Source organism: Cupriavidus sp. WKF15 (assembly GCF_029278605.1).
Lineage (GTDB): Bacteria > Pseudomonadota > Gammaproteobacteria > Burkholderiales > Burkholderiaceae > Cupriavidus.
Map to the genome: position 1 here is coordinate 364,023 of NZ_CP119574.1, position 23,252 is coordinate 387,274.

General features: G+C 62.1%; 18 protein-coding genes and 1 pseudogene. 14 read left to right on the top strand and 5 right to left on the bottom strand.

Annotated elements, in window-relative coordinates; genetic code table 11:
• Positions 1 to 1,721 precede the first annotated feature (1,721 nt).
• The gene (locus CupriaWKF_RS31660) at positions 1,722 to 2,915 is read right to left on the bottom strand and encodes a site-specific integrase (protein WP_276104015.1); all 1,194 of its coding nucleotides are present in this window, start codon (positions 2,913 to 2,915) and stop codon (positions 1,722 to 1,724) included.
• Between the two features lie 2,609 nt (positions 2,916 to 5,524).
• On the opposite strand from CupriaWKF_RS31660, the gene CupriaWKF_RS31665 reads away from it, so the two are divergent.
• From CupriaWKF_RS31665 to CupriaWKF_RS31705, 9 genes and pseudogenes are all read left to right on the top strand, one after another.
• Positions 5,525 to 6,685, top strand: coding sequence for a transposase family protein (locus CupriaWKF_RS31665; protein WP_276104016.1), 1,161 nt, complete (start codon positions 5,525 to 5,527; stop codon positions 6,683 to 6,685).
• 5 nt (positions 6,686 to 6,690) lie between these two features.
• Positions 6,691 to 7,560 (top strand): TniB family NTP-binding protein, encoded by an 870-nt coding sequence (locus CupriaWKF_RS31670; RefSeq protein WP_276104017.1) that lies wholly within the window; start codon positions 6,691 to 6,693, stop codon positions 7,558 to 7,560.
• Positions 7,535 to 8,128, top strand: coding sequence for a TniQ family protein (locus CupriaWKF_RS31675; protein WP_276104018.1), 594 nt, complete (start codon positions 7,535 to 7,537; stop codon positions 8,126 to 8,128). The genes CupriaWKF_RS31670 and CupriaWKF_RS31675 overlap by 26 nt, the downstream gene beginning before the upstream one ends.
• A gap of 281 nt (positions 8,129 to 8,409) precedes the next feature.
• On the top strand, positions 8,410 to 9,057 hold the full coding sequence (locus tag CupriaWKF_RS31680) for a hypothetical protein (RefSeq protein ID WP_276104019.1): 648 nt from the start codon (positions 8,410 to 8,412) through the stop codon (positions 9,055 to 9,057).
• A gap of 92 nt (positions 9,058 to 9,149) precedes the next feature.
• Positions 9,150 to 9,434, top strand: a pseudogene (locus CupriaWKF_RS31685) (transposase); the annotation flags it as partial.
• Between the two features lie 114 nt (positions 9,435 to 9,548).
• Entirely contained in the window at positions 9,549 to 11,444 is a 1,896-nt protein-coding gene (locus CupriaWKF_RS31690) for an acetate--CoA ligase family protein (RefSeq protein WP_276104020.1), read from the top strand.
• A 24-nt stretch (positions 11,445 to 11,468) separates the two neighbouring features.
• The gene (locus CupriaWKF_RS31695) at positions 11,469 to 12,275 is read left to right on the top strand and encodes an IclR family transcriptional regulator (protein ID WP_276104021.1); all 807 of its coding nucleotides are present in this window, start codon (positions 11,469 to 11,471) and stop codon (positions 12,273 to 12,275) included.
• Positions 12,276 to 12,656: 381 nt separating this feature from the next.
• Entirely contained in the window at positions 12,657 to 13,538 is an 882-nt protein-coding gene (locus CupriaWKF_RS31700) for a PIN domain-containing protein (protein ID WP_276104022.1), read from the top strand.
• Between the two features lie 15 nt (positions 13,539 to 13,553).
• Positions 13,554 to 14,111, top strand: coding sequence for a hypothetical protein (locus tag CupriaWKF_RS31705; RefSeq protein WP_276104023.1), 558 nt, complete (start codon positions 13,554 to 13,556; stop codon positions 14,109 to 14,111).
• A gap of 160 nt (positions 14,112 to 14,271) precedes the next feature.
• Here the strand turns inward: CupriaWKF_RS31705 and CupriaWKF_RS31710 are convergent, their stop codons facing one another.
• Positions 14,272 to 15,234 carry an IS5 family transposase gene (locus tag CupriaWKF_RS31710; RefSeq protein WP_276099037.1) on the bottom strand — a complete coding sequence of 321 codons (963 nt, stop codon included), beginning with the start codon at positions 15,232 to 15,234 and terminating at the stop codon, positions 14,272 to 14,274.
• Between CupriaWKF_RS31710 and CupriaWKF_RS31715 the strand changes: the two genes are divergently transcribed.
• Positions 15,233 to 15,436 carry a hypothetical protein gene (locus tag CupriaWKF_RS31715; protein ID WP_276104024.1) on the top strand — a complete coding sequence of 68 codons (204 nt, stop codon included), beginning with the start codon at positions 15,233 to 15,235 and terminating at the stop codon, positions 15,434 to 15,436. The two genes, CupriaWKF_RS31710 and CupriaWKF_RS31715, sit on opposite strands and share 2 nt — an antisense overlap.
• A gap of 375 nt (positions 15,437 to 15,811) precedes the next feature.
• Here CupriaWKF_RS31715 and CupriaWKF_RS31720 read toward each other — a convergent pair whose 3' ends face one another.
• Positions 15,812 to 16,846, bottom strand: coding sequence for an AraC family transcriptional regulator (locus CupriaWKF_RS31720; RefSeq protein ID WP_276104026.1), 1,035 nt, complete (start codon positions 16,844 to 16,846; stop codon positions 15,812 to 15,814).
• A 144-nt stretch (positions 16,847 to 16,990) separates the two neighbouring features.
• Between CupriaWKF_RS31720 and CupriaWKF_RS31725 the strand changes: the two genes are divergently transcribed.
• From CupriaWKF_RS31725 to CupriaWKF_RS31740, 4 genes are all read left to right on the top strand, one after another.
• On the top strand, positions 16,991 to 17,398 hold the full coding sequence (locus CupriaWKF_RS31725) for a carboxymuconolactone decarboxylase family protein (RefSeq protein ID WP_276104028.1): 408 nt from the start codon (positions 16,991 to 16,993) through the stop codon (positions 17,396 to 17,398).
• Positions 17,399 to 17,435: 37 nt separating this feature from the next.
• On the top strand, positions 17,436 to 18,491 hold the full coding sequence (locus CupriaWKF_RS31730) for a 3-keto-5-aminohexanoate cleavage protein (RefSeq protein WP_276104029.1): 1,056 nt from the start codon (positions 17,436 to 17,438) through the stop codon (positions 18,489 to 18,491).
• A 105-nt stretch (positions 18,492 to 18,596) separates the two neighbouring features.
• Positions 18,597 to 19,871 (top strand): MFS transporter, encoded by a 1,275-nt coding sequence (locus tag CupriaWKF_RS31735; RefSeq protein WP_276104030.1) that lies wholly within the window; start codon positions 18,597 to 18,599, stop codon positions 19,869 to 19,871.
• Positions 19,872 to 19,902: 31 nt separating this feature from the next.
• Entirely contained in the window at positions 19,903 to 20,730 is an 828-nt protein-coding gene (locus CupriaWKF_RS31740) for an SDR family NAD(P)-dependent oxidoreductase (RefSeq protein WP_276104031.1), read from the top strand.
• Positions 20,731 to 21,628: 898 nt separating this feature from the next.
• Here CupriaWKF_RS31740 and CupriaWKF_RS31745 read toward each other — a convergent pair.
• Together CupriaWKF_RS31745 and CupriaWKF_RS31750 are read right to left on the bottom strand one after the other, a co-directional pair.
• Positions 21,629 to 21,814 carry a DUF2188 domain-containing protein gene (locus tag CupriaWKF_RS31745; RefSeq protein WP_276102092.1) on the bottom strand — a complete coding sequence of 62 codons (186 nt, stop codon included), beginning with the start codon at positions 21,812 to 21,814 and terminating at the stop codon, positions 21,629 to 21,631.
• Positions 21,815 to 22,420: 606 nt separating this feature from the next.
• Positions 22,421 to 23,209: an enoyl-CoA hydratase-related protein gene (locus tag CupriaWKF_RS31750; RefSeq protein WP_276104032.1), complete on the bottom strand. Its 789-nt coding sequence runs from the start codon at positions 23,207 to 23,209 to the stop codon at positions 22,421 to 22,423.
• Between the last annotated feature and the right edge of the window lie 43 nt (positions 23,210 to 23,252).

A 23,252-nucleotide genomic window follows, 5' to 3' on the forward strand; every position in this document is an offset into this window, starting at 1 on the left:
ACCAGGCACAGCTCGAGGATCTTCCCAAGTTGGGACGCCGCCGGGTCCGACTCGTAGACCTTCCCCGGTTGGACGCCGCCGGGCACGGCTCGTCGACGTCCTAAGTTGGGATGCAACCAGGCACAGCTCGCGGACCGTCCCGAGTTGGGACGCAACCAGGCGCACCTCGCTGACCTTCCCAAGTTGGGACGCTGCCCGGCACGGCTCGCTGACCTTCCCAAGCTGGGACGCCGCCAGGCGCGGCTCGTCGACCTTCCCAAGTTGGGACGCTACCAGGCACAGCTCGCGGATCTTCCCAAGTTGGGACGCCGCCGGGTCCGACTCGTAGACCTTCCCAGGTTGGACGCCGCCGGGCACGGCTCGTCGACCGTCCTAAGTTGGGACGCTACCAGGCGCACCTCGCTGACCTTCCCAAGTTGGGACGGTGCCCGGCGCAGCTCGTTGGCCTTCCCATGTTGGCATAGTGCCAAGCACGGCGCGCCGATCTTCCCAAGCTGGGACAGCGCCGGGCCGCGGCTCGTCGACCTTCCCAAGTTGGGACGCTACCAGGCACAGCTCGCGGATCTTCCCAAGTTGGGACGCCGCCGGGTCCGACTCGTAGACCTTCCCAGGATGGACGCCGCCAGGCACAGCTCGTCGACCGTCCTAAGTTGGGACGCCGCCAGGCACGGCTCGCGGACCGTCCCGAGTTGGGACGCTACCAGGCACAGCTCGCGGACCGTCCTAAGTTGGGACGCTACCAGGCACAGCTCGCGGACCGTCCCGAGTTGGGACGCTACCAGGCGCACCTCGCGGACCTTCCCAAGTTGGGACGGTACCTGGCGCGGCTCGTCGACCTTCCCAAGTTGGGACGGTACCTGGCGCGGCTCGTCGACCTTCCCAAGTTGGGACGGTGCCAGGCGCGGCTCGCTGACCTTCCCAAGTTGGGACGGTGCCAGGCGCGGCTCGTCGACCTTCCCAAGTTGGGACGGTACCTGGCGCGGCTCGTCGACCTTCCCAAGTTGGGACGGTGCCAGGCGCGGCCCGCCGACCTTCCCAAGTTGGGACGCTGCCCGGCGCGACTCGCTGACCTTCCCAAGTTGGGACGCTACACGGCGCGGCTCGTCGGCCTTCCCAAGTTGGGACGCTGCCAAGCGTGGCCCGCCGACCTTCCCAAGTTGGGACGGTGCCTGGCACGGCTCGCTGGCCTTCCCAAGTTGGACGGTGTCTGACCCGGGTCGCCGACCTTCCCAAGTTGGACGGTGTCTGACCCGGGTCGCCGACCTTCCCTATTTTGGACGCTGCCCGGCGCGGCCCACCGACCTTCCCAAATTGCGACGTTGCTTGGCGCGACTCACCGACCATCCCAGTTCGGGAAGCTGACGAGCGGCATTCGTGTCGTTCCCAAGTTGGGGCGGCCCTAGTATCGCCCTCCCGCATTGAGCGAGGCCGGTATCAATTCCGCTTGATGCCCAAGCCATAAAGTCGCGGGGGAATTTCGGTAAGAATTTTAGGTGCGACGGCCGGGCGGGCAACTGCATGTCGATCTCGGTGAACCCCGGCCCCGGCTTCATGGCGCGTATGCTGCTCAGTCTGACTTGGGCACATTCGCCGTGGATCGCTTGCTCACTGGGCCATACCAACGAGGGTTTTCATCCCTGGTTCTTCACTGCCTTTCATAGACAGTTGAATAAGTCAGCGGCACACGGGGAGAGAGCGCACGAGTGCTCTCGACTAGCACTCTACGCGACGCCTGGAATTTTGCCGGCTAGCGCATGCGCTACGTCTTCCAGCGCTTCGTGGGTGTACCGCCGCGTGGTGTTGATGTCCCGGTGCCGCAAGGCACGCTGCACGTCGGTTACCGGTACGCCGGCGCGTAGCAGATGTGTGGCATGCGTATGCCGTAGCCAGTGCGTCGACGCGGCCCGGAGTCGGGCCGCTTCCTCGCTACGGCGCCCTCGCTCCAGGCGGTCGGCCGCTTCGGCGAATGCCGCGCGTACGACCGCGTAGATCCCTTGGCGCGTACGCAGCGGCTGGCTCAGCTTTCGATGGAGCTCAACCGTATCGGCCAGCGGTGCGGCGCGCAGCCGCCCGCTGGCGATCGCCGGGATGACCGCCATGGTGTCGGTGGCACTCGGCGTCGGCGGCAATCCCACCAAACGGCGCCACCGCGCTAGTTCGTCCATCGCGTTGTCGCACGGCACCAGTTGATCGTTGCCACCTTTGGCGTGACGGATGCGTACGGTCCAGAACGCACCGGACCGGCCAGGATGGCGTTCGAAATCCGCCCACGTCAGCCCGGTCACCTCGGAGGCGCGTAGTCCCGTCTGGAACAGCAGCGCAACTAGCAGGCGGTCGCGCGCCTGGTGTAGTTGCGCCCATCGTGTCGGCGCCGGACGCGCTTCGATCGCTTCGAATACCGCGGCGACCTGTTCCAGTTCGAGAAAACGCCGCTGAGAGCCCGGCCCTGTGGCAGCGCGCACGCGCGGCACTGACGCGAACGGATTGATCCGCAGCGCCCCAATCCGTACCAGCCAGTCGAACAGGCCGCCCACGATAACTGCGCTCTGGCGCCGCGATGCCTCGGAAAGCGGGCCACGCAGCGGCCGCCAAGCCGCGCTGCCGCGACGCGCCCTGGCGTCGCTAACCGCGTGCGCCGGCGGGTCACGCAGGAAGGCAAGATAGTCGCTGGCATGGGTAACCTGCCAGCTGGTGATGGGTCGGCCCAGCGCATGCGCATACCACAGCAGGCGCTGCGCCTCGAGTTCGTACTGACTGCGCGTGCTGGCGCGCAGACCAAGGCCCGCTGCGGACTTGGCGTCGATCCATGCGCGCACCAGCTCGGCGTCGGAGAGCCCACCCGGCAGCACCGGGCTAGCCAGCGCATTCGGCGAGAGCAAGGTATCCATTGGCGGGGCAGTTTGGGCAGATGTCATGGCTGGCCACGGCGGAGGTAGGTAGCCGGCTGGCGCATCACCGGGCAGGACCAGCGGCGGGCTCTCGAGCCAGATGTGACCCATTATATCTAGCCAGTACATTGCCTTACCATTATTCGGATAATGGTAAGTAAAAACGGAGCATGCGCACCGCACCTCGATCTGAGATGGCGATCATCTTTGGTCCGCTGGGCGGTCCAGGCACCTCTCGGTAGGAAGGTCCAATAGCCGGAAAGCGCAGAACTGCCTAGGACTCCCTCAGATGTCCCTCGCCATCCGGTCCCATCTGTGTTGGGGGCGCTAAGTGCTTGATCTATAACAAAATTCAATGAGCGTCACATCGAACCGGGCTCAAAATGCTGATATAAACGCAATGTAAATTATTTTGCGCGACGTGAGGTCGCGTTATTTCTTGCTTCACCACCTCACAAGCGAGGAAGGAAACCGGGCGTTCCGTCAGGCTACCGGTGCATGCGGGGCTGGTAGCGGCCCCGTGTGAAGCCATCGGGACAACGTAGCCCGACGTCAGTCACGCCAAAGTCGCGAGACCGAGGCGCATCTGCGAGTGTCAATGCGGATGGGGCGCTAGGCTGGATGGCAAGGTTAAGGTATCTGAACGGTCACAACTATCTTTATTACAGAGGAAATATGGGGCAACACGGACAGACGCCTTACCGGTGGACAGACTGAACCTACTCCATTCTTGCAAACACAATGTGGAACACGGTAAGTCCGTATCGCTGTCCATCCGGGCAGGGCGGTGCGATAGAGGAGGACTGAGAAAGCGAAGGCCGTCCTGTAATGGGACGGATAGGGTTGCGCCGCAAGGCAACATCACCCCCCGCGAAAGCGGGCAGACTTCAGCTGGTCTTTCATCACGAAATGGTTTGACGAACCTCTTTGAAGGAGGGGTTGAGGATCAAGGATCGCGCGAGCGCTGCTCACCATGCGCAAGAGCAATCACACAGCCAAAAGGCTCTGATTTGGATTTCGTCCATAAGTATTCCCTTCGACAGTTGCTGAAAGACAGTCAAGGCTATGAATGCTCAGCATTCATGAGACTACGTCGAACTGCCGAACTCGCAGTTACTTCGCCGATCCCGTAACGCTCCCCCCTTTCCGGTCGCTCGCGTGCCCGCCCCGCAACCGGCCATGGCGCCTCAAGGCGCCGATGCCAATCTGATGGCGTGGCGCCTCGTCATGGACCGCGGCTGGCGGGGGCGCGTCGAAATTATTCAGAAAAACAGGGAGTGGCCATCACCGATGCCCGCCCCACGGCGGCTGCGCTGCGCGCCATGCTGGAGGACGAGGATAAGAATACAAGCTCAAACGCTGCTGGCGACCATGCCCCAAGGGGCGTCGGGGACGCTCGACAAGGCCTCGCGCTTTGTTTTCCCACCGAGCGGCCCTGCGAAGTGTCGCTGGCGTGAAGAGTACTAAAGATGCTACGTAAGGGGCTGAGAACGAAGCTATATCAATCAATAAGTTATAAATTTTTGTGTTGACGCCCGTATCAACATTGCGACGATTTTTCGAGTAGTAATCCTGGCACTTTGGTGAGGCGAGAAGTAATTCTGAAACGATCGCGGGTCCGTCACTTCGTGTCATCTTTACTACTTTTCGCTCTGACCTATGCGGCTTCGCTCTGGTTGATAAAAAGGAGCGTTCGCGCGAAACATGCCTGAATAAGGCTGCAATCACAGTCGAGAACCGAATGCGAGGTGGGCCTTGCCGCAGAGTGAGAGTAGTCGAGAAGGGGACACGATTTCTCAGAACTGCGGAAGTAAAGATGATACTTTCTATGGGATTAAGCGCGCGGAGCAACATTACTACGCCGGGGTATCACGATTACCGATTACTACAGTTCACGCTCGCCGACGTTAATCAGAAAGAGGAGTGGTGGGTAGTGGGGCGGGAAAAACGTGACAAGGTCCTCCACGCGAGTTTGCCGTCGTCACACAAATTGCGGAAGACCCGCGATTACTACAGTTCACGATAAGGGATTTATGCTCCGTTGTGACGTCTACCACCGTTGTTCGTAAGCAACGCGTTTCTGGGCCTCCACGTTCACAAATTCCGCTTGCTTGGGTCGACCGTTCATTTAATCGCCTAGTGTGGGTAAGACCACGGTCTCGAGTATGGGGATGAGGATTGCAACGAAGCGCGAACTGGCGATTGCGAGGGTCCTACGTCCGTTGGGGAGGGCGCAGCTCTCGCGAAAGCAAGCTGAGATCGCTGGAAAATTGCTTGGAATCCATTGGGCTACGGTTTATCACCTGCGCCGGCGCTTCCTCGCAGATCCTGTGGCGAGCGCGTTGATACCTTATGACCGAGGTCCCAAAGTGGGAAAGCCGCGTCTAGCAGCGACTGTCGAGGAAATCGTGGGTGAGGTCCTGACCGATTGGCTGCCGCGACAGCGTCATCTCGCTCATCCGCTTTTCGAGCTTGAGGTCGAAATCCGGAAGAGATGCGCAGGGGCCAGTGTTAGTCCGCCAAGCAGGTCCACCATTTCGAGACGCTGGGCCGCCCATCGAAAAGAAGAAGCTCTTAGGCTCGCAACGCTGCCGGGTTCTGAGATTCCCCCAGGCCATCTTGTCGCGCGTTGTCCGATGGACATTGTGCAGATTGATCACACGCTGGCCGACTTGATGCTGGTCGATGATGCTAGTCGACGCCCAATTGGCCGGCCATGGCTGAGCATAGCCCTCGACGTTTCGACCAGATGCGTCGTCGGCATCTATGTCGGGATGGACCGCCCCAACGCGGCCACGGTCGCGTTGCTGTTGACCCGCGTTGTCCTGCCGAAGGACGGCTGGCTCGCCAGCCTCGATGTGAGTGTTGATTGGCCCATGCACGGTCTTCCACAGCTACTTCACCTCGATAATGCGGCCGAATTCAAGAGCAGGGCATTGCGATCGGGGTGTCGGGAGTATGGTGTTGAACTGATGTATCGACCTGCAGGACGGCCGTACTTTGGGGGGCATATCGAACGCTTGATGCGGACCGTCATGGAACGTGTCCATAGCTTGCCCGGATCGACTGGATCGTCACCCAAGGGGCGCAAGGCCAGGCCGCCGGAAAAGGAAGCCTCCTTGACGATCCGGGAATTTGAGCGGTGGCTAGTTCTCGAGATTGGCGAACGCTATCACCAAAACGCCCACCACGGGCTGCAGGGAGCGACACCGTTTTCGGAGTGGGCCATGGCAAGTCGGAAGACGCCCCCACGCGCACTTCCCAATGCGGCGCCTGAACCCCTGCGTTTCCTCATCCAATTCTTGCCGATGACCTATCGGACCGTGCAGTCAGATGGGCTGACGCTGTTCTACCTCCGATACTGGCACCCGATATTCGCGGCCTGGCGGGCGACAAAGCAAAAAGTTATTGCAAGGTACCACCCCGAGGATCTCTCCAGGATCTTTGTCAGCGTCGACGGAAAACACTACGTTGAGGCGACATTTGCAGACTTGCGCCGTGGCCGAGTGTCATTGTGGGAGCAACGCAGTGCGTTACGGCGCTTACGATCACAAGGGAAAGAGTTCATCACAGAAGCAAAGGTCTTTGCAGCGATTGACGAGCAACGTCGGATTGTCTCCCGCGCTAGATCGCAAACGTTGGGGGCAGGCCGTCAAGGCGAGGCGCTGAAGGAACTGGCGCCTCAGATTATTGGTGCGGCGTCAAGCACGGTGCGTGCAGACGCGTTGCACAAGCAGTCTGAGCCTGCGCTGGATTACAACAAGCCGCCCCCAGTGTTCAGTGTGGAGCTCCTGTAGTCGCGATGCGCGCGCTGCTGACCCACTTACTCCCGGCCGCCAGAGAACTGGCACTGTGCGACGACGGTGTCAGAATTAAAGGCTTGGCACGTGGCCATTGGATAGACTACCCGCGCGCTACCCAAGCATTGGAGATTCTCGAGCGTCTCCTGCAGACACCTCAGCGAGAGCGTATGCCGTGCCTACTGCTGCACGGAGATTCCAACATTGGTAAGACACAGATTGTTTCGAAGTTCCAGCGTCGTCATCCACCTGAGTATGACGAAGAGAAGGGCGTCGAGTTGCGAAGCATTGTTGCCATGCAGATGCCGCCGACACCCGATCAGTCGCGTTTCTATTCTTCATTGCTCTTTGAACTGGGCGCCCCCTTCAACTCGGCGGCAAGACTATCTGCGCTTGAGAATCTGAGTCGCGCACTGCTTCGAAAGGTCTCGGCGCGCATGCTGATCGTTGACGAGGTTCATCATCTGCTTGCCGGCAATTATCGGGAACAGCGTGCGTCCTTAAATTTATTGAAGTTCCTCGCCAATGACTTGAAAATTGCTGTTGTGCTGGTCGGCACGCAAGACGCCGTCATGGCCCTCGAAACGGATCCCCAGATGGTCAGTCGATTCTCCCGTCTCGAGGTGCCGAGATGGCAAGAAACGGAGGCATTTCGTTCTCTTCTTGCCGCCTTCGAGATGATCTTGCCGCTTCGACGTCCGTCGAATCTCGCACGGCGAGAGATGGTACATGCCATTCTGATAGCAAGTGGGGGGCTGACAGGGGAAGTTTCGCGCGTCTTGACCGTTTCCGCAGAACTAGCGATCCGCGATGGGCAGGAGGCTATCGGCCTGGGTCACATCGAGAATGCCGCGCGGACCCTGGTCTCCTGAGAGCGTCAGACCTTGGCCCGTTGCTCCGCGCCAATTCGATGATGAAGCGTTTGGCGGTTGGCTCGGTCGCCTGGCGGCGAGGTATCAGATCAGGGTTGACCAGTTGTGGCAGATTGGCGGCTTTGGTGCGTTTCCAGCGTTGACGAATGCTGGCTGGCTTCTATTCCCGCCGATGGACGGGCAGGCATTGATTCGCCTCGCGCTGCTGACGCATGTTGGCGTCCCAAGGTTGGAAGCCCTTCAAACGCCAACGGCGTGGGTGTCAGATCGAGATCGGCTCCCATACTGCTTCGATTGCCTTGTGCTGAATCCCTTCGACGTCTTCTCACCTCGCTGGAAGCGGGACTGGCTAGATCCTCACACGACAGTCTGCCACGTCCCAGGCCATAGACTGAACATGCTTACGCCATGCACGCTACGGCTCTGTGGCAACTTGACTGCGCTGCTCCGTGAGGTTGGCAAGCGTCAGCGCAAGGGCGTGCAAAGGCGCTTGGAGCTCGATATTGGCAAAATTGTGACCGCCATTGGCGGAAATAGCGATCTGCAACACCTGTGGCGAGCGCGTTGATACGTCATGACCCAGGTCCCAAGGCGGGGGAGCGGCATCTAGCAGCGCCGGTCAAAAAGATCGTGAGTAACGTGCTTACCGATTGGCTGCCACGACAGCGTCATCTCACGCATCCTCTTCTCGAGCTCTGCGTCGAAATCCGGAAGCGATGCGCAGCGGCAGGCGTTAGTCCGCCGAGCAGACCTACCATTTCAAGGCGTTGGGCCGCCCAACGGCAAGCGGAGGCCCAGAGCAGTGTGAGAGTCAGGGCACGTCGGAGAGTACGACAGGAGGTATAGGCCATGGTCTTGCCGATCCTTGTGTTGGAGCTGTCTGAGCCCGACCCCGCGTACGTGCCGATACCGCGCAAACGGGCAGCTTCTCAGCCACCGCCAACGAGTAAGCGCGATAAACTCATTCGTTACTGGCGCCAACTCTTGGCGCGCCGAGCGTCTATCGCCAGCAGCTGGCGCCATCAGGCCCGTGCCTCGAGCGACTGGACCTACGAGGCGATGGCTTACGGCGATTCGAGTGCGTTGCTGCACGACAGCGAGCATTTGACGAGATTATTGCTGCGCCGGGCGTGGGCAAACGTGCCGCGTCGCCAACGGATAATGATTCGTCGCGCCGTTCGACGTTTCGATCCGAACAAGCCCAACATCAAGGTTGCAGCCGCTCAAGTCAACGCCGTGGCGTGGCTGCTCGCCGCGATGCACTGGAACGGCTGTCGACATCCCAACGCGCTGTGGTGCAAACCTCTGCATCCCCTGACCGGAGTGGTGCGTTGGCTCAGCGGCTTTGACGTTGTCGAACAGCATGAGCATTCGCGAGAGATCCTCATGATGCTGGCGGAAAGGGTAGTGCGGGTCGAACGGCAAAGCCGCCAGCTCGTTGCTGCGATGAAGGCCGAACGGCAAGTTGTCGCGTTGCTGCCTGAGTTGCTGCAGTGAGAATACTTGAGTCGTGAGAGACGAAACCGGCACAGCCCACGGAGCGTACCAACATTACTACGAAAACGTACCAACATTACTACAGTTCACGGAAGCGCAAGGAGATGCAAAGCAAGTCCGTGAAGTGGCAGGTGGCCGTCAAGCGCGGCAGGATCAAGACGATGCCTGATGGTGCAGTCAAGGACCTGCTATTCGCCGTGGAGCAGGCCAAGGCCCAGATTCGGGCGCGGGTCGAGCATCCGTTCCACGTCATCAAGAATCTGTTTGGTCATCGCAAGGTTCGCTACAAGGGCCTGCTCAAGAACACCGCGCAATTGTTCAGCCTGTTTGGTCTGGCAAATCTGGTGCTCGCCAGGAAGCTGTTGTTGGCCCCATAGGGGCGTAATCCGTCCTGAGCGCGCAAAGCGCGCCAGGAAAGGTGCAAAACGAGAGAAAACGCGACTTGAATCGGCCCATCTCTCCCGCGTAGCGAAAACCGAAGTCGTTGGCTTGTGCAACATCAAGCGCAAACCTCATTAGCTGGCGCAGAGCGGGCGCACCATGCCGTTCGCGAGCTGGCCGCTCGCGGCACGGCGGCGGCCATCGTACTGGCGAGCGGCTATACCGAGACCGGCGCGGAAGGCGCGCGGCGGCAGGCTGAACTGGTCGAAGCGGCCGGCGGCATGCGCCTGCTCGGTCCGAACACGATCGGGCTGGTCAATGTGACGGACAGCATTCCACTTTCGGCGAGCGGCGCGCTGGAAATGGAGCGGTTCCCGGCGGGCGGCGTCGGCGTGGTGTCGCAAAGCGGCGGCATCCTGGGTGCGCTGCTGTCGCGTGCGGCGGCGCGGGGCGTCGGCCTGTCCAAGCTGGTGTCGACCAGCAACGAGGCGGACCTCGACCTTGCGGACTTCATCGACTATCTGGCTGACGACCCGGCCACGCAGGTCATTGCGCTGTATGTCGAAAGCGTGCGGCACCCTGAGAAATTCCGCGCGGCGGCGCTGAAGGCGGCCGCGGCCGGCAAGCCCGTGGTGGCATTCAAGATCGGCCGCTCCGAGGCCGGCGCGCGCGCCGCTGTGTCGCATACAGGCGCCATGGCCGGCGCCGACCGCATGTACGATGCGCTGTTCCGGCAGGTTGGCGTGATCCGGGCGCAAGAGTTCTCTGACCTGATCGACATCCCTGCCGCACTTGCCACCGGACGCGTGCTGAAGGGTCGGCGGATCGCCGTGCTGACGTCGACTGGAGGCGCTGGCACGCTCGTGTCGGACAGCCTCGGCGTTTCCGGCTTCGAGACACCGCCGCCGGATGCGGTGACGGCCGAGCGGCTGCGCGCCCTGCAAAAGGGCGACCACGCCGCGCTGGACCGCAACCCCATCGACGTGACGCTGGCCGGCCTGCAGCCAGATCTGCTGCGCGGCGCGATCCGTGCATTGCTCGCGAGCCCGTCGTACGACGCGGTGACCGTGATCGTCGGCTCGTCCGGCCTGGCCATGCCGCACCTGATGGCCGATGCCATCAACGACTGCCTGCCGGAGAGCGACAAGCCGGTGCTGGCCTACGTCAGTCCCCACGCGCCGGAAGTGGCGGCCGTGCTGAACCGCAGTGGCGTGCCGGCTTTCAGCGCGCCGGAGAGTTGCGCAGTAGCGTTCGCGGCCATGCTGGCGGCGCGCCAACGGCTTCCGGACGACGCAGACGCGGTCCCTGCGTCTTCGTTGGTGGATACCTCCGATCTGCCGGCGGGGCCGCTGGACGAGGCCGCGGCCAAGCAACTCTTCGCGCGCTTCGGAGTACCCGGGGTCCGCGAACGGGAAGTTGCCAACGCAGCGCAAGCGGATGCTGCCGCGCGCGAACTGGGTGGCCGGGTAGTGCTGAAGATTCTGTCGTCCGCCATCACGCACAAGAGCGATGTGGGTGGGGTAGCGGTGGGCGTCGCGCCGGCGGAGGCAGGCGCCCGGCTGGAGGTGATGCGCGAGGCGGTGCGGCATCACACGGGTGAAGCGCCGGAGCGCTTCCTGGTGCAGGAAATGGTGTCCGGTGGCGTCGAGCTGATTCTTGGCATGCACCGCGACGCCCTCGGCACCGCGATTCTGCTTGGCATGGGCGGCGTCACGGCGGAGCTGTTCCAGGACACGACGTTGCGCCTGTTGCCGCCAGCCGGAGGCCTGACGCATGCAGAGGCACTGGACATGATCCACTGCCTGAAGACCTGGCCCCTGCTTGACGGCTATCGCGGCCGGCCGAAGGCCGACGTGGGAGCACTCGCCGATGCTATCGTGGCGTTCTCGGCCATGACGGCGGCAATGGGCGCCCGCCTCGCCGAGGCGGAGATCAATCCGCTCTTCGTCCTGCCAGCCGGAAAAGGCGTGCGTGCGGCGGACGGCGTGGCCGTGATCGCGCCCTGAGGGCAAGCCCGCGGGAGGAAGACGTTGGATGCGCAAGATGCAAGTCGCCGGGCGCGCGGCCGCCCGGCCAGCCTGCTGGCCAACCGTTCGCTGGAGCGAGGGCTCGAGATCCTGCGCGCCTTCCGGCCGGGCTCGGAGACCCTTGGCAATAGCGAACTCGCCGAGCGTACCGGACTGCCCCGTTCGACCGTCAGCCGGCTGACGCAGAGCCTTGTCGATACCGGCTTCCTCCAATACGACACCGCGTTGCGTGCCTACCGCCTCGGCGTGCCGTTGCTTAGCCTCGCGCACGCCATGCGCAGCGGCTCCGCCATCCTGCAAGTCGCTGCGCCACGGATGCGGGAGCTGGCAGAGCGCGAGCACCTGAACGTCGGCCTGGCGATGGCCGACCGCGACGAGATGGTCTACCTCGAATCGATCCGCTACAGCCGCAGGGCCTCCCTGCGCAGCGTGGTGGCGGGGCAGCGCGTGCCGATGGCGTTGACTTCCCTGGGGCGGGCGTGGCTGGCGGCCGCATCCGAGGGCGAGCGCACTGCCTTGATGGCGGACTTCCAGGCGCGCTTCGCGAGCTCGCCAACGCTCGAAGCGGAAATCCGCGAGGCCATTACGCATGTCCGACAGCATGGCTGGTGCGCCGCTGGCTGGCAGCCGGAGGTCGTGGCAGTCTCCACGCCCCTGCAACTCGGAGCGCACGCGATTCACGTGCTGAACGTCAGCCAGTCGACGAAGGTTCCGCTATCGGAGGCAGTGCTGCGGTTGGCACCGCTGCTGATGCGCCTGGCTGCCGATGTACGGGCAGAGTTCTTGTCAGTGGAAGCCAGGACAGGCTGACTGCCCTCATAGGAAAACTGCTGTCTCGTAGCAACTCATTGGAGAGTTGGCGACGGCGCCTGCCAATTGCAAGCGACAATTTCTCGAGAAAGGCAGGGCTCTCGATTCATTTGGCACCTCCATCGGCTATCCGCTTCAGTCTGAACCACTGCGCGGCCCCTTCGTTGCCCGGTCAGTAGTGCCTTCGGCAATGCGCCCAAGTATGAATCGCAGGCCGTCTGCGTTGAAATAGACCGTCAATCAGTGACCCAGAGCGCTCAAGGCTCTCTCAGGTTCAGGCGCGAGGTTCACTATGGTCGCTTGAGCGAACTGCGCGCGGGCTTCCGCCAACTCTGCTGACCGCTTTCTGGTCTGCAACAGCCATCGGCTTTTCCTAAGTGGATGACCGCGTTCGGCCAAGACCGGCGCACACAGTGCGGCCGCAAGCAGTCCGACTACCGCTTGAATCAGTTTGGTGAAGACGGACGCAAAGGCGAATTGCTGGCGGGCCTCAACGAGGTCGACCACCAGATCGGCGTTGACGGTGATGCGGTAGGCGGTTCGATCGAGCGTATCGACAGACTTCTGCGCCGTGCGCCCGCACTCGCGACCAGCGACGCGGTCAAGCAGCGCGTCACCGAGCGCGCGCTCGCAAAGCAGGCTCCGTATCACCGTGCGAAGAACAGCGTGGGAGACGCCATCCTCGTCGAGATGTACGTCGATGTGGTCGCGGGTGCGGGCGCGGGCGCGTGCGAGCCCAAACCGTGTGCGTTCATCACACACAACACGAAAGACTTCAGCGATGCGAACGGCGATTTTCGGAAGGCGCACGCTGACCTCCTGCACCTGTTCGATGCGCCGAAGTCATCCTACTGGATCTCGATGGTTGAGTTCCTGAAGGATCACAGCCCCGACCTGCTCGGTGAGCACGACTTCGAGTTCAACTACTCGCAGGAAGCGCGGCGGCTTCCAGAGATCCTCGAGGCCCAGCATCTGCTGTTCCAGCAGGTCTGGTACAACCGGCACTGGAATCTTCGCCACGAGATCGAGACAGGCAAGGTCAAAGTCGTGCCGGAGGGAAATTACAGCAGGAGCCCATACCGCCAAGACCAGATACTCGACAGCATCTGGGCTGGCGCATTCGCCTCGGCAAAGAAGACCGAAGACGAGGTGGGCATCGAGAACCTCGGTCCGTGGGATGACTTCGAGTGGGGAATGATCAACGGCAAGCTGTCCGCGCTGCGTTGGATTCTCGGTGACGAGTGGGACATGCTTGATACTTAAAAAAGGGGGGTGACCATGCAGCAAGCTCATCCGGTTGAAATGCATATCCAGATCGTTTGGTCATCCGTCCGGCTTGTTCTGCTCCAACGGGTGCTTTACGAATTGATACCCGATACGCGTGTGGACCTCTGGCGAGTGATGCGAGGCGCGTCGCTCGACTATGGCCTTATCGAGTGGTGCAAGATCTTCGGTAATCGATCAGATGACACTCATTGGACCAAGCTCGTATCCAACGATCGGCATGACGTTTTCCGCGATGGCCTCCTCGCGGCGGTTGGCAAGAGTTCCAGGGAGTGGGAGGAGTATCACTCAGCGATGAAGGACTATCGCGATCAACTGGCTGCACATCACGACCTCGATGCCAAGCCGACACACTATCCGTCCTTCGATGCGGCGCTCGAAGCGGCGTATTACTACTATGCCACCTTCCTCTATCCCGAGTGGTCATCGAAAAACCCCGCGACCCTATACCCGCCTGATATGAAAGCCTATGCGGCGGAGTACCGCGAGCAGTTGCTCAAGGTAGCCAAAGCCGCTGCGCAGGCGACTAGGGAGTTCAAACGGGGCCATTAGGGATGCTCTGCACAAACGCGAATCGAGTGTGCTTGGCCGTTTAACAGGAAGCTGAATGCGCCACGACGCCAACCTGTCAGCCCGGGGCGAAGCTGTCTGGCACGCGCGGAGCAGCACTCGCGGGCTACGCGCGAGGCATCGGCATGAGCCTGAAACGCGCTCATGCCTCAGCAGCCAGCAGTTTGCCGCGCGCCATCCACAAGTTGGACAGCGCGAACAAGGTCATGACTTGCGCGGTGTTCTTCCTCAGCCCTCGATAGCGGACCTTGGTGTAGCCGAACTGCCGCTTGATGACCCGGAACGGATGCTCGACCTTGGCCCGGATGCCCGCCTTGATTCGCTCGACTTGATCGACGAGCGCGCCAAGCGGTTTGCTTTGGTCCAGAACGCGACGTTTGCCTGGCTTCATCGCCACGTGCCAGTTCACGTCCGCCCGCGCGTCAGGACGCTTCTCCACGCCCTGATAACCCGCATCGCCAAACGCGTCGGTTTCCTCGCCATGCAGCAGGCTGTTGGCCTCAACCACGTCGTTGATGTTGCCAGCCGTGCCCCGCACCGTGTGCACCAGCCCGCTTTCGGCGTCCACGCCAATGTGCGCTTTCATGCCGAAATACCACTGGTTTCCTTTCTTACTCTGGTGCATCTCCGGGTCGCGTTCGCCCGACGCATTCTTGGTCGAACTCGGTGCGCTGATCAGCGTCGCGTCCACCACCGTGCCCGCGCGCAGCATCAATCCCTTGTCGCGAAGGATGTCGTTTACCAGCGCGAGAATCTGAGCGGCCAGCTTGTGCCTCTCCAGCAGGTGACGGAACCGCAGGATGGTGCTCTCGTCGGGCAGCCTCACCGTCCAGTTGTCCAGCCCGGCGAACTCCCGATACAGCGGCACGTCGTGCAGCGCTTCTTCCATCGCCGGGTCCGACAGGCCGAACCATTGTTGAAGAAAGTGGATGCGCAGCATTGCCTCGACCGCGAACGGGGGACGGCCGCGCTTGCCCTCCGGGGCGTACGGAGCGATCAGCATCACCAGATCGGCCCACGGCACCACGCGGTTCATCTCGTCCAGAAATTCGCGCTTGCGGGTGCGCTTGGTCGACAAGTTCAGTCCAAGGTCAGTTTGCTTCATGCGCTACATGCTCGCTGGCTCGACGATTCATTGCAAGCACATCCGCCGGCTAATTGTGCAGAGCATCCTTAGTTCGCAGGCAGAGCGCGGCAAGCTGCACGTCGATGCGCCGGTATCGCGCAGTGCCGTCCCTGACCTTACGCACGATGCGCGAAAATCTTCTCGGCGCGCACTGGCTTCGGGCCGCCATCAACCCACCTGAGACGTTCAACACTGACGGGTCCTAACGGCCGTTTAGGGCGACAATCAGCCACCTATGTTAGTGGCAGGTTCAATGTCCGACGTCTGAAGAAGTTCGGCCTCGGGTCGACTGGACTTTCCGCGGCTTTCGAAGCTTGCCGCCACTTCGACACGGTCTTGCCAAAGTGCTTTCTGAACCAGAAGGCGAAGGCGCTGGGATTAGAGAATCGGAGAAGATCAGCGAGTGCGACAGCGAGCGACTCTTGTCAAGAATCTGGCGTGACGCAAGTTTAGCCTGCACCGACTGAAGCTGGGACAAGACGTTATACGCGAACAGGACCGGAGCCCGGTACGTGAGCATCGTGCGCAGCGGCGACGCATCCACGGGAGCAGGTCCTTATCGAGGCTCTGGCATGCGCCCCGCCTGCTCCGCAATCGCATCCCGGGTTCGCCACTGCGAGACACTGCATCCGAACTGGCCGGTGAACCAGTGTGAGAACGCGCTCAGCGAGGCAAAGCCAAGCAGGACGGCCACTTCCGAAAGGGGACGTTCGCGATTCTCGATATATCGCCCGGCGAGATCCATCCGGATCGCGTTCAGCAGCCCGGAGTAGCGCTCGCCCTGGCTCGCGAGGCGGCGTTGCACCGTCCTCGCATCCATGCCGAGGTGCTCCGCCACCCGGTCGATCGAGCACGCTCCCGACGGCAGCAAGGCGATGATCAGCCGTCTCACCTTGTCCGCCATGCTGTCCTCGGACCGGGCGAGCATCGCGTCGAGATACTGCCGCACCTGGCGGGCGATGGCCGGATCGTAGGAGGGAAGCGGGGCGTCGAGGTCGGACGCGTCGCAGATGATGCCGTCAAACTCCTGGTTGAACAGCACCGGCATCTTGAAGACGCGCAGGTGCGTCGTGGTACTGGCTGGCGCGGAATGGGTGAAACAGATGCTTCGAGGTTTCCACCTGGGACCGAGGAACAGCGTGAGCACGCGGTACAGGACACCGACCACCAATTCCGAGGACTGTCTCAGCGAGCCGGAAAGCCCGGCCAGTGCTTCCTGCCGGATGGTCGCCAGGCCGTCCGCCCCATCGATACGCATTGCGATGGCCTCGTTCTGCAGGCGCAGGTACCGGACCATCGATTCCAGCGCACGTCGCAGGGTCGGCTCCTCTCGCATCACGAATGCCAGGGGGCCGAGGTTGGCAAGTTCCCGTGTCTCGGCCATGCGGAGCCCGAAATCCTCCACGCCTGCCGCCTGCGCTGACACATCCAGCAAACGGGACACGGCTGCCGCGGAAATCCGGATATCGGGATCGACCAGGGCTGCAAGGCTGATGCGAGCGGCCCGCAGGAAGGCGAACGGCTCCAGGCCCAGCGAGCGGGCTACTTCGACGTAATTGGTGAGGCTGGCGCTTCTTAGCTGGTAGGGCATGGCGTTTTCCCTGACTGTCGTGAATTCTAAAGCGTATGTCGTGTTTCATCAAATTAATGCCGACCGGTGGCCGATACTTTTCAACATCGGCGCCCCCGTGCGCCATGCGCCTGAAGTCAACCTGATCCGTCGAGGAGAACGAACATGAGCAGCCAGATCCGCTCCAGCGCCACACCCCTGTGTGACCAATTGCGGGCAACCGGAAACTGGAATCCCGCGTGGGACGCCATTGCCGAGCTGGACCCGGCATGGATCGAGAAATTCATGGCGATGGGCATGCACCCGGTCCTCTCCGGCGTGCTCGATCCCAAGGTCTACGAATTCATCGCCATTGCGGTCGATGCGTCATGCACCCACATGTACGCCCCGGGCACCCGCCGCCACATTCGCAAGGCGCTCGAACTGGGCGCCACGAAGGAAGAGATCGCCGCGGTGCTGCAGGCCGTCAGCGTGCTTGGCATCCATACCAGCAGCCTGGGCGCGCCGATCCTGCTGGAAGAACTCGCAGCACTGCAACAGGAACAAGTGTCGGCTGAGCGCGCCGCCGCCTGAACACGATTCGCGCCACGCACAATCAAGTGAGACTGAAATGCACTTTCTAGACGATTCCCTCCTGCCCGAGAACCAGGAAAAGCTGGTTATCCAGGTGGCTCCCTTCGGGCCGCAGTGGTTGCCCGGCGATTCGGACGATATTCCGGTGACCATGGACGAGCAGGTCCAGAAGGCGGTCGACTGCTACAACGCGGGGGCCACCGTGCTCCATGTGCATGTACGCGAGGCCGACGGCAAGGGCAGCAAGCGGCTGTCCATGTTCAACGAGATGCTGACGCGCCTGCGCGAAGCCGTGCCCAGGATGGTGCTGCAGGTGGGCGGTTCGATCTCCTTCGCGCCGGAAGACGAAAGCCAGGCCGCGAAATGGCTGGCCGACGATACGCGCCACATGCTGGCCGAATTGCAGCCGAAGCCGGACCAGGTCACGGTCGCCATCAACACCGCGCAGATGAACATCATGGAGCTGATGACCGAGGCTGACGTGGCGGGGACTTCCCTGACGAACCCGGCCATCCAGGCGGCATACCGAGACATGATCGTGCCGTCCAACCCATCCTGGCACGTTGAGCACATCAAGCGACTGGTCGCGAAGGGCATCCAGCCGCATTTCATGCTCGGCAACCTGACAGGACTGGAGACGGTCGAGCGACTGATCCGCGCCGGCGTCTACCGCGGACCGCTGATCCTGAACTACGTCGCCATCGGTGGCGGCGCTGCCGGGCTGCATCCGGCTGACATGCTCGAGTTCGTGCGCCGCACGCCGGACGGAGCCGTGCTGACGATCGAAACGCTCAATCGAAACGTGTTTCCGATGAGCGCCATGGCGATCGCGCTGGGCTTGCATGTGCGCGTGGGCATCGAAGACACGCTGTTCGGCCCCAACGGCCAGCGCGCAACATCCGTGCAGCAGATCGAAACGATGGTGCGCATTGCCCGCGAACTGCATCGTGAAGTTGCCACCGGCGAAGACGCGCATCGCATCTACCAGACCGGCACGTTCTGGAACAGCGCCGATGAAACCCTGGCCCGCCTGGGCATGGTGCCTAACCGCAAGCCAATGCAACGCGGCGTGCCGCTACGACCTGCCGCCTAAGCTTGCCCCTCTCGCCTTCATGGAGAGCGGCACGGATGCGCCTTAGAACATGGCCGACAAATATTGATACGTGACAGATAGAGGCACTCAAAACAGGAGACTAAGATGTTTTGGAAGAAGAGCCCCTCCGCCGTGCTGGCCAGCTTGCTGGTCATCCACGTGCTGGCCATGGTTGACCGCAACATGCTGCTGGGCTTTTCGCCCCAGATCATCGCGGACCTGCATCTCAGCAACGCCCAATACGGCTTCCTCGTCGGGGCTGTGTGGGTGCTGAGCTATGCGTGCTCGGTAGTGTTCCTCGGCTCCATGGCCGACCGCTTCAGCCGCACGCGCATCCTGGCCGGTGGCGTGTTTGTCTGGAGCCTGTGCACCTGGGCTTCGGGCCATGCCCAGAGCTTCGATCAGATGGCGCTGGCGCGCTTCTTCGTCGCCATTGGTGAGGCCGCGCTCGTGCCGTCCACGGTGTCACTGCTGGCTGAATTGTTCGTGCAGGAGCGGCGTGGCACGGCCATGGGCATCTTCTTCATGGGCATTCCGCTGGGCATCGGTGTCAGTTTTCTGCTGGCCGGTACCTTTGGCGCCGTGCATGGCTGGCGCACCACTTTCTATGCCCTGGGTGGCGTGGGCATCGCCATCGCCGCGCTGCTGGCCGGCCTCAAGGACGACCGGGGCCAACTGCCGGTGCACGAGCGTGGGGCCCCCTTCAAGCAGCAGGTGCGCGACACGCTGGGCCTGCTGCGCCGTAGCCCTGCGCTGTCGCTGATGATTACCGGCTTTGCACTCTTTCACTTCTTCTTCGTCGGCCTGACGTTCACGCAGCTATGGCTGGTGGAGGAGCGCGGCATGGACGCCGCCGCCATTGCCTCGCGCATCGGCATGCTGCAACTGGCGTTTGGCGCGGCGGGCTCGGTGGTGGGCGGCGTGCTGGGGGATCGCATGGCGCAGCGGCTGCCGGGCAAGCACGCCGCCGTGGTCGTGCTGTTCATCGCTGTGTGCGCGGTGCCCATGATCGCCTACCGCTTTGCCGAGCCGGGTTCGTTGGTGTTCTACACCGGCATGTGCGCAGGCTTCTTCCTGCCGCTTGCCCTGTACGGGGCCGGCAACGGCGGCATCGTGAACCTGACACCGCCGCAGATGCGCTCCACGGTCAGCGCCTTCAACATGCTGAGTGTCAACGTCTTTGCCCTGTCCATCGGCAACGTCATGGCGGGGCGTGCCGTGGATGTGATGAAGGCCCGGGGGGTTGCCAATCCGCTCTCGCACGTGGTGCTGGCGTCAGACCTCCTGGGCATTGTATCGATCATATTCTTTGCGCTGGCCGCGGTGGCTATCGCCCGGCACCAACGCGGCGAGGCAGGTGGCGTCCCTGCCTGCGCCTAGGTTTCCCCTCAGTACAGATCGGAGTGAATTCATGAATAAGCTGCAAGATAGAGTCGCCCTCGTCACGGGGGCCGGACAGGGCCTGGGCAGTGCCATCGCGCGGGCCATGGCCCGCGAGGGCGCCCGACTGGTGATCTGCGACATCAACATAGAAACGCTGGAGGATACCCGCGCAGCGATCGAAGCCGAAGGCGTGCCCTGCCTGGCGCTGCGCTGCGACGTGTCGGATGTGGCCGCCGTCGATGCCATGTTCGTGCAGGCCGCCGAGCGCTTTGGCGCGGTGGACATCCTGGTCAACAATGCCGGTATCGTCCCCGCGTCCCAGAAGGACACCGAGCGCCGCAACAAGCTCTACGCCTACCTCACCACGGCCATGCCGCGCCAGTCGCTGGGCATCGTGTCGTCGCTGACCGACGACGACTGGCTCAAGTGGTGGGGCGTAAACATGCACGGCGTGTTCTATTGCACCCGCGCCGCGCTGCGCCAGATGGAGCCGCGCCGCAGCGGCAAGATCATCAACATTGCCTCGATCGCGGGCATGAGTACGCTCAGCACGCACAGCCCCGGCTACTCGGCCACCAAGGCGGGCGTCATCAGCCTGACCAAGACCACTGCTATCGACGCGGCTGGCGCCAACATCTATGTCAACGCCATCGCCTGCGGCGGGGTGATGACGCCGCCGTTCCAGGCCTACATCGCCAATGCCAGTGAAGCGGAGAGAAACAGCCTGTTCCAGTTGTCGCCGCTGGGGCGACTGGGCGAACCGTCGGAATACGCGTCGCTGGCGATCTACCTGGCCTCGGACGAGCATTACCTGGTAGGCCAGGTCATCAGTCCCAACGGCGGTGCTGTAATTTGAAGGCGCGTCAGGAGCCGCAAGTTCGGTCTCCACAACTTCAATCGCAGACAAGGATGACGCGCGCATAATCGCAGATCAACGCCATTCGTCGATGGCATACCGCGAAAATCTGCACTCGCACGACTTGCATCTGGCCAGCGAAAGTCCGTTAGCGTTGCCGGAGCCGACGTTCGAATGACCGCGTAGTCGCGCTGACCAACGACGTCTCATGGCCGGTGTCGGCCGCTGCCCCGCGATACTATGATCGTCCCTGACCGAACTGTTGCCATGGTTCGTCTCGGCGTCATGTCGACGGTGCTTCCAAGGCACCGTTGTCATTCATCGGTCGCGGCCAGCACTGAGCTGCAATGTGTGCTTTCCTTTTGTAGGGCGACCTGGCGGGCCGCATGGTTGAGGCAGTACACCGCCTAGCGAACTGTGCTGACATGCCGTGGCCGTTTCAGGCCGCTTCCGCAAGGTAGAGTGCGGCGTCATGTCCAGATTGTTCGCATTACGGAAGATTGCAAGGAAACGAAGCCAAGTTCAAAGTACGCTCATATCAAACTGCGGTATGGCCGTGCATGCAGAAAGAGCTGGTCAGCTCCTGGCACACCGATTGAGCGTCCTTGAGCGTCGGATTTGGCAGTCACGGCGGCGTCTGCGCGCGCAAATTTCCCGCGTAAGGAGCGCACAGATTGAAGGTGGAGACGTCGCCTTGGCTATGCGTGTGCTTAGCCATATGCGGGTAAGCTACTCCATCCTTGTGCAGCTTAAGCGGGGGAGGGGGCGCATGTAGCGCTCCCACTAGACAACTGGCGAATCAGGTTGTAGGCCAAGCCTTCGAGCGGGCCTATGACCGCGCTGACGGTGGAGGCCTTACGGCGGCACGGTCAGCGCTTGAGGTCAGGTGGGTCGTAGCTTACGTGCTGTGCCTTTGGATTCTGCCGTCCCGGCTGTGAATATAGAGTTGCACGCCGTCTCGGTTAGCGATCCGCAAGCTGGCAGCAATAGCTTCCTCTTGAGTGTCGTAGTGCGACTTCGGCGTGCCCTCGCGGGTGACGACCCAGCCCTCGCCTTGCGGCATCACGTGGATGTTCCGTGGCATGGTGCGTCCTCCTGCCCCCCTAATTCATCTTTACACCTGCGGGCAGCAGATGGTTATCGGGTGCCGTCCTACAGGCTGGGAGATGGTCGAGGCGTGCCAAATGTCAGCCGTGCCAACAGGTGCAGGAATCTTGGCAGAACATGCTGACCACCGCCCGTCCCAGTTAAGTCGAAAAGCTGCAACGGCCGATGATGAGGCATGCATCTCTGGCCCATCGAAAGTCCATTAGCCTGGCGGGGAGCGACGTTCGAACGACCGAGGGATCGCGAGCGCAACGACGTTTCCTGGCCGGTCACGGCCCGCTGCTGCCGGTGATGCCGCGGCCGTCTCTGACCGACCCTTCTCAGCCATTGGAGGTGCCAGATCGAACGTCCGCACCGAAAAACGGCCATTCGCCTCGGCCGCGAGTGGCGGCCCCATCGAACTCAATCGGATCGTTGGCACTCGGCAAACGTCAGAGGAATTCTGCAATCTGGCGTACTTTGGTTGGCCCCCGTGATGGACGTATTACGAGACGAAGCAGTTCGACCGAGGCCAAGATTAGTGAGGCAGCAGAGACCCTCAACTTTTCTAGACCAAGCAGCGAAGGTCGACGCAGCAGAAACATCATTCTCCCGTAAATCGTGGCGCACGCCGCTCTACAAAGGCACGTACGCCTTCCTGTGCATCAGCGCCACTGGCCCGGGCTGTGAGCAGCTGATGCTCAAGCGAAAGGTGTGCCTGCAAGTCACGGACAGGCAGGCCGCTGCACAAGGTCTTGATGCCGGCCAATGACGCGGTCGCGGCCTGCGCCAGGCGCAACGCAAGATTCTCGGCCGCACCGGCAAGCTCGGCATCAGGGTGCAGCGCATCTACCACACCATGTGCGAGGCAGCGTTGCGCGTCGATCGTTTCGCTGAGCATGAACCACTGTTGGGCCCGCACAGCGCCAACGCGGCGGGCCAGGAAGTAGGAGGCGCCGAGGTCGGGCGACAGCCCTATTGCTGCGTAGCCGGTGCGCAGTTTCACCGATTCCGCTGCAAGCACGAAGTCGGCGCACAGCGCCAGGCCGATGCCGGCCCCCCCGAGAGGCCCGTTCACTGCTGCGACGACGGGCAACGGCGCCGTCGCCAGACGGTACAACGCTGGATGCAGTGAATCGAGAATATCGTCCACGAGCGCACCCAGGGCCGGGCCAGCGGCCACAAATTCGTCAATATCCCCGCCGGCACAGAAAATGCGGCCTTCCGCCGCGAGCAACACGACGCGCGGCTGCTGCTCCAGAACACTGTCGATCGCCCCCACCAGCGCGCGGGATGCAGCGCGTGAGATGGTGTTTGCGTGCTCTTGGCGCTTCAGCACGATCCGGCCGATGTTCTCGGCTACGCCCCAGGCAATTCCATCAGATTGATGCATTGGATTGTCCATTTTTGTCCTGTATCCAGTCTGGTGAGCATTC

Bases quoted from the DNA above. Each gene is read 5' to 3' on its own strand.
- CupriaWKF_RS31660 (WP_276104015.1), bottom strand. From the start codon at position 2,915: ATGACATCTGCCCAAACTGCCCCGCCAATGGATACCTTGCTCTCGCCG.
- CupriaWKF_RS31665 (WP_276104016.1), top strand. From the start codon at position 5,525: ATGGACATTGTGCAGATTGATCACACGCTGGCCGACTTGATGCTGGTC.
- CupriaWKF_RS31670 (WP_276104017.1), top strand. From the start codon at position 6,691: ATGCGCGCGCTGCTGACCCACTTACTCCCGGCCGCCAGAGAACTGGCA.
- CupriaWKF_RS31675 (WP_276104018.1), top strand. From the start codon at position 7,535: ATGCCGCGCGGACCCTGGTCTCCTGAGAGCGTCAGACCTTGGCCCGTT.
- CupriaWKF_RS31680 (WP_276104019.1), top strand. From the start codon at position 8,410: ATGGTCTTGCCGATCCTTGTGTTGGAGCTGTCTGAGCCCGACCCCGCG.
- CupriaWKF_RS31700 (WP_276104022.1), top strand. From the start codon at position 12,657: ATGACCGCGTTCGGCCAAGACCGGCGCACACAGTGCGGCCGCAAGCAG.
- CupriaWKF_RS31705 (WP_276104023.1), top strand. From the start codon at position 13,554: ATGCAGCAAGCTCATCCGGTTGAAATGCATATCCAGATCGTTTGGTCA.
- CupriaWKF_RS31715 (WP_276104024.1), top strand. From the start codon at position 15,233: ATGCGCTACATGCTCGCTGGCTCGACGATTCATTGCAAGCACATCCGC.
- CupriaWKF_RS31710 (WP_276099037.1), bottom strand. From the start codon at position 15,234: ATGAAGCAAACTGACCTTGGACTGAACTTGTCGACCAAGCGCACCCGC.
- CupriaWKF_RS31720 (WP_276104026.1), bottom strand. From the start codon at position 16,846: ATGCCCTACCAGCTAAGAAGCGCCAGCCTCACCAATTACGTCGAAGTA.
- CupriaWKF_RS31725 (WP_276104028.1), top strand. From the start codon at position 16,991: ATGAGCAGCCAGATCCGCTCCAGCGCCACACCCCTGTGTGACCAATTG.
- CupriaWKF_RS31730 (WP_276104029.1), top strand. From the start codon at position 17,436: ATGCACTTTCTAGACGATTCCCTCCTGCCCGAGAACCAGGAAAAGCTG.
- CupriaWKF_RS31735 (WP_276104030.1), top strand. From the start codon at position 18,597: ATGTTTTGGAAGAAGAGCCCCTCCGCCGTGCTGGCCAGCTTGCTGGTC.
- CupriaWKF_RS31740 (WP_276104031.1), top strand. From the start codon at position 19,903: ATGAATAAGCTGCAAGATAGAGTCGCCCTCGTCACGGGGGCCGGACAG.
- CupriaWKF_RS31745 (WP_276102092.1), bottom strand. From the start codon at position 21,814: ATGCCACGGAACATCCACGTGATGCCGCAAGGCGAGGGCTGGGTCGTC.
- CupriaWKF_RS31750 (WP_276104032.1), bottom strand. From the start codon at position 23,209: ATGCATCAATCTGATGGAATTGCCTGGGGCGTAGCCGAGAACATCGGC.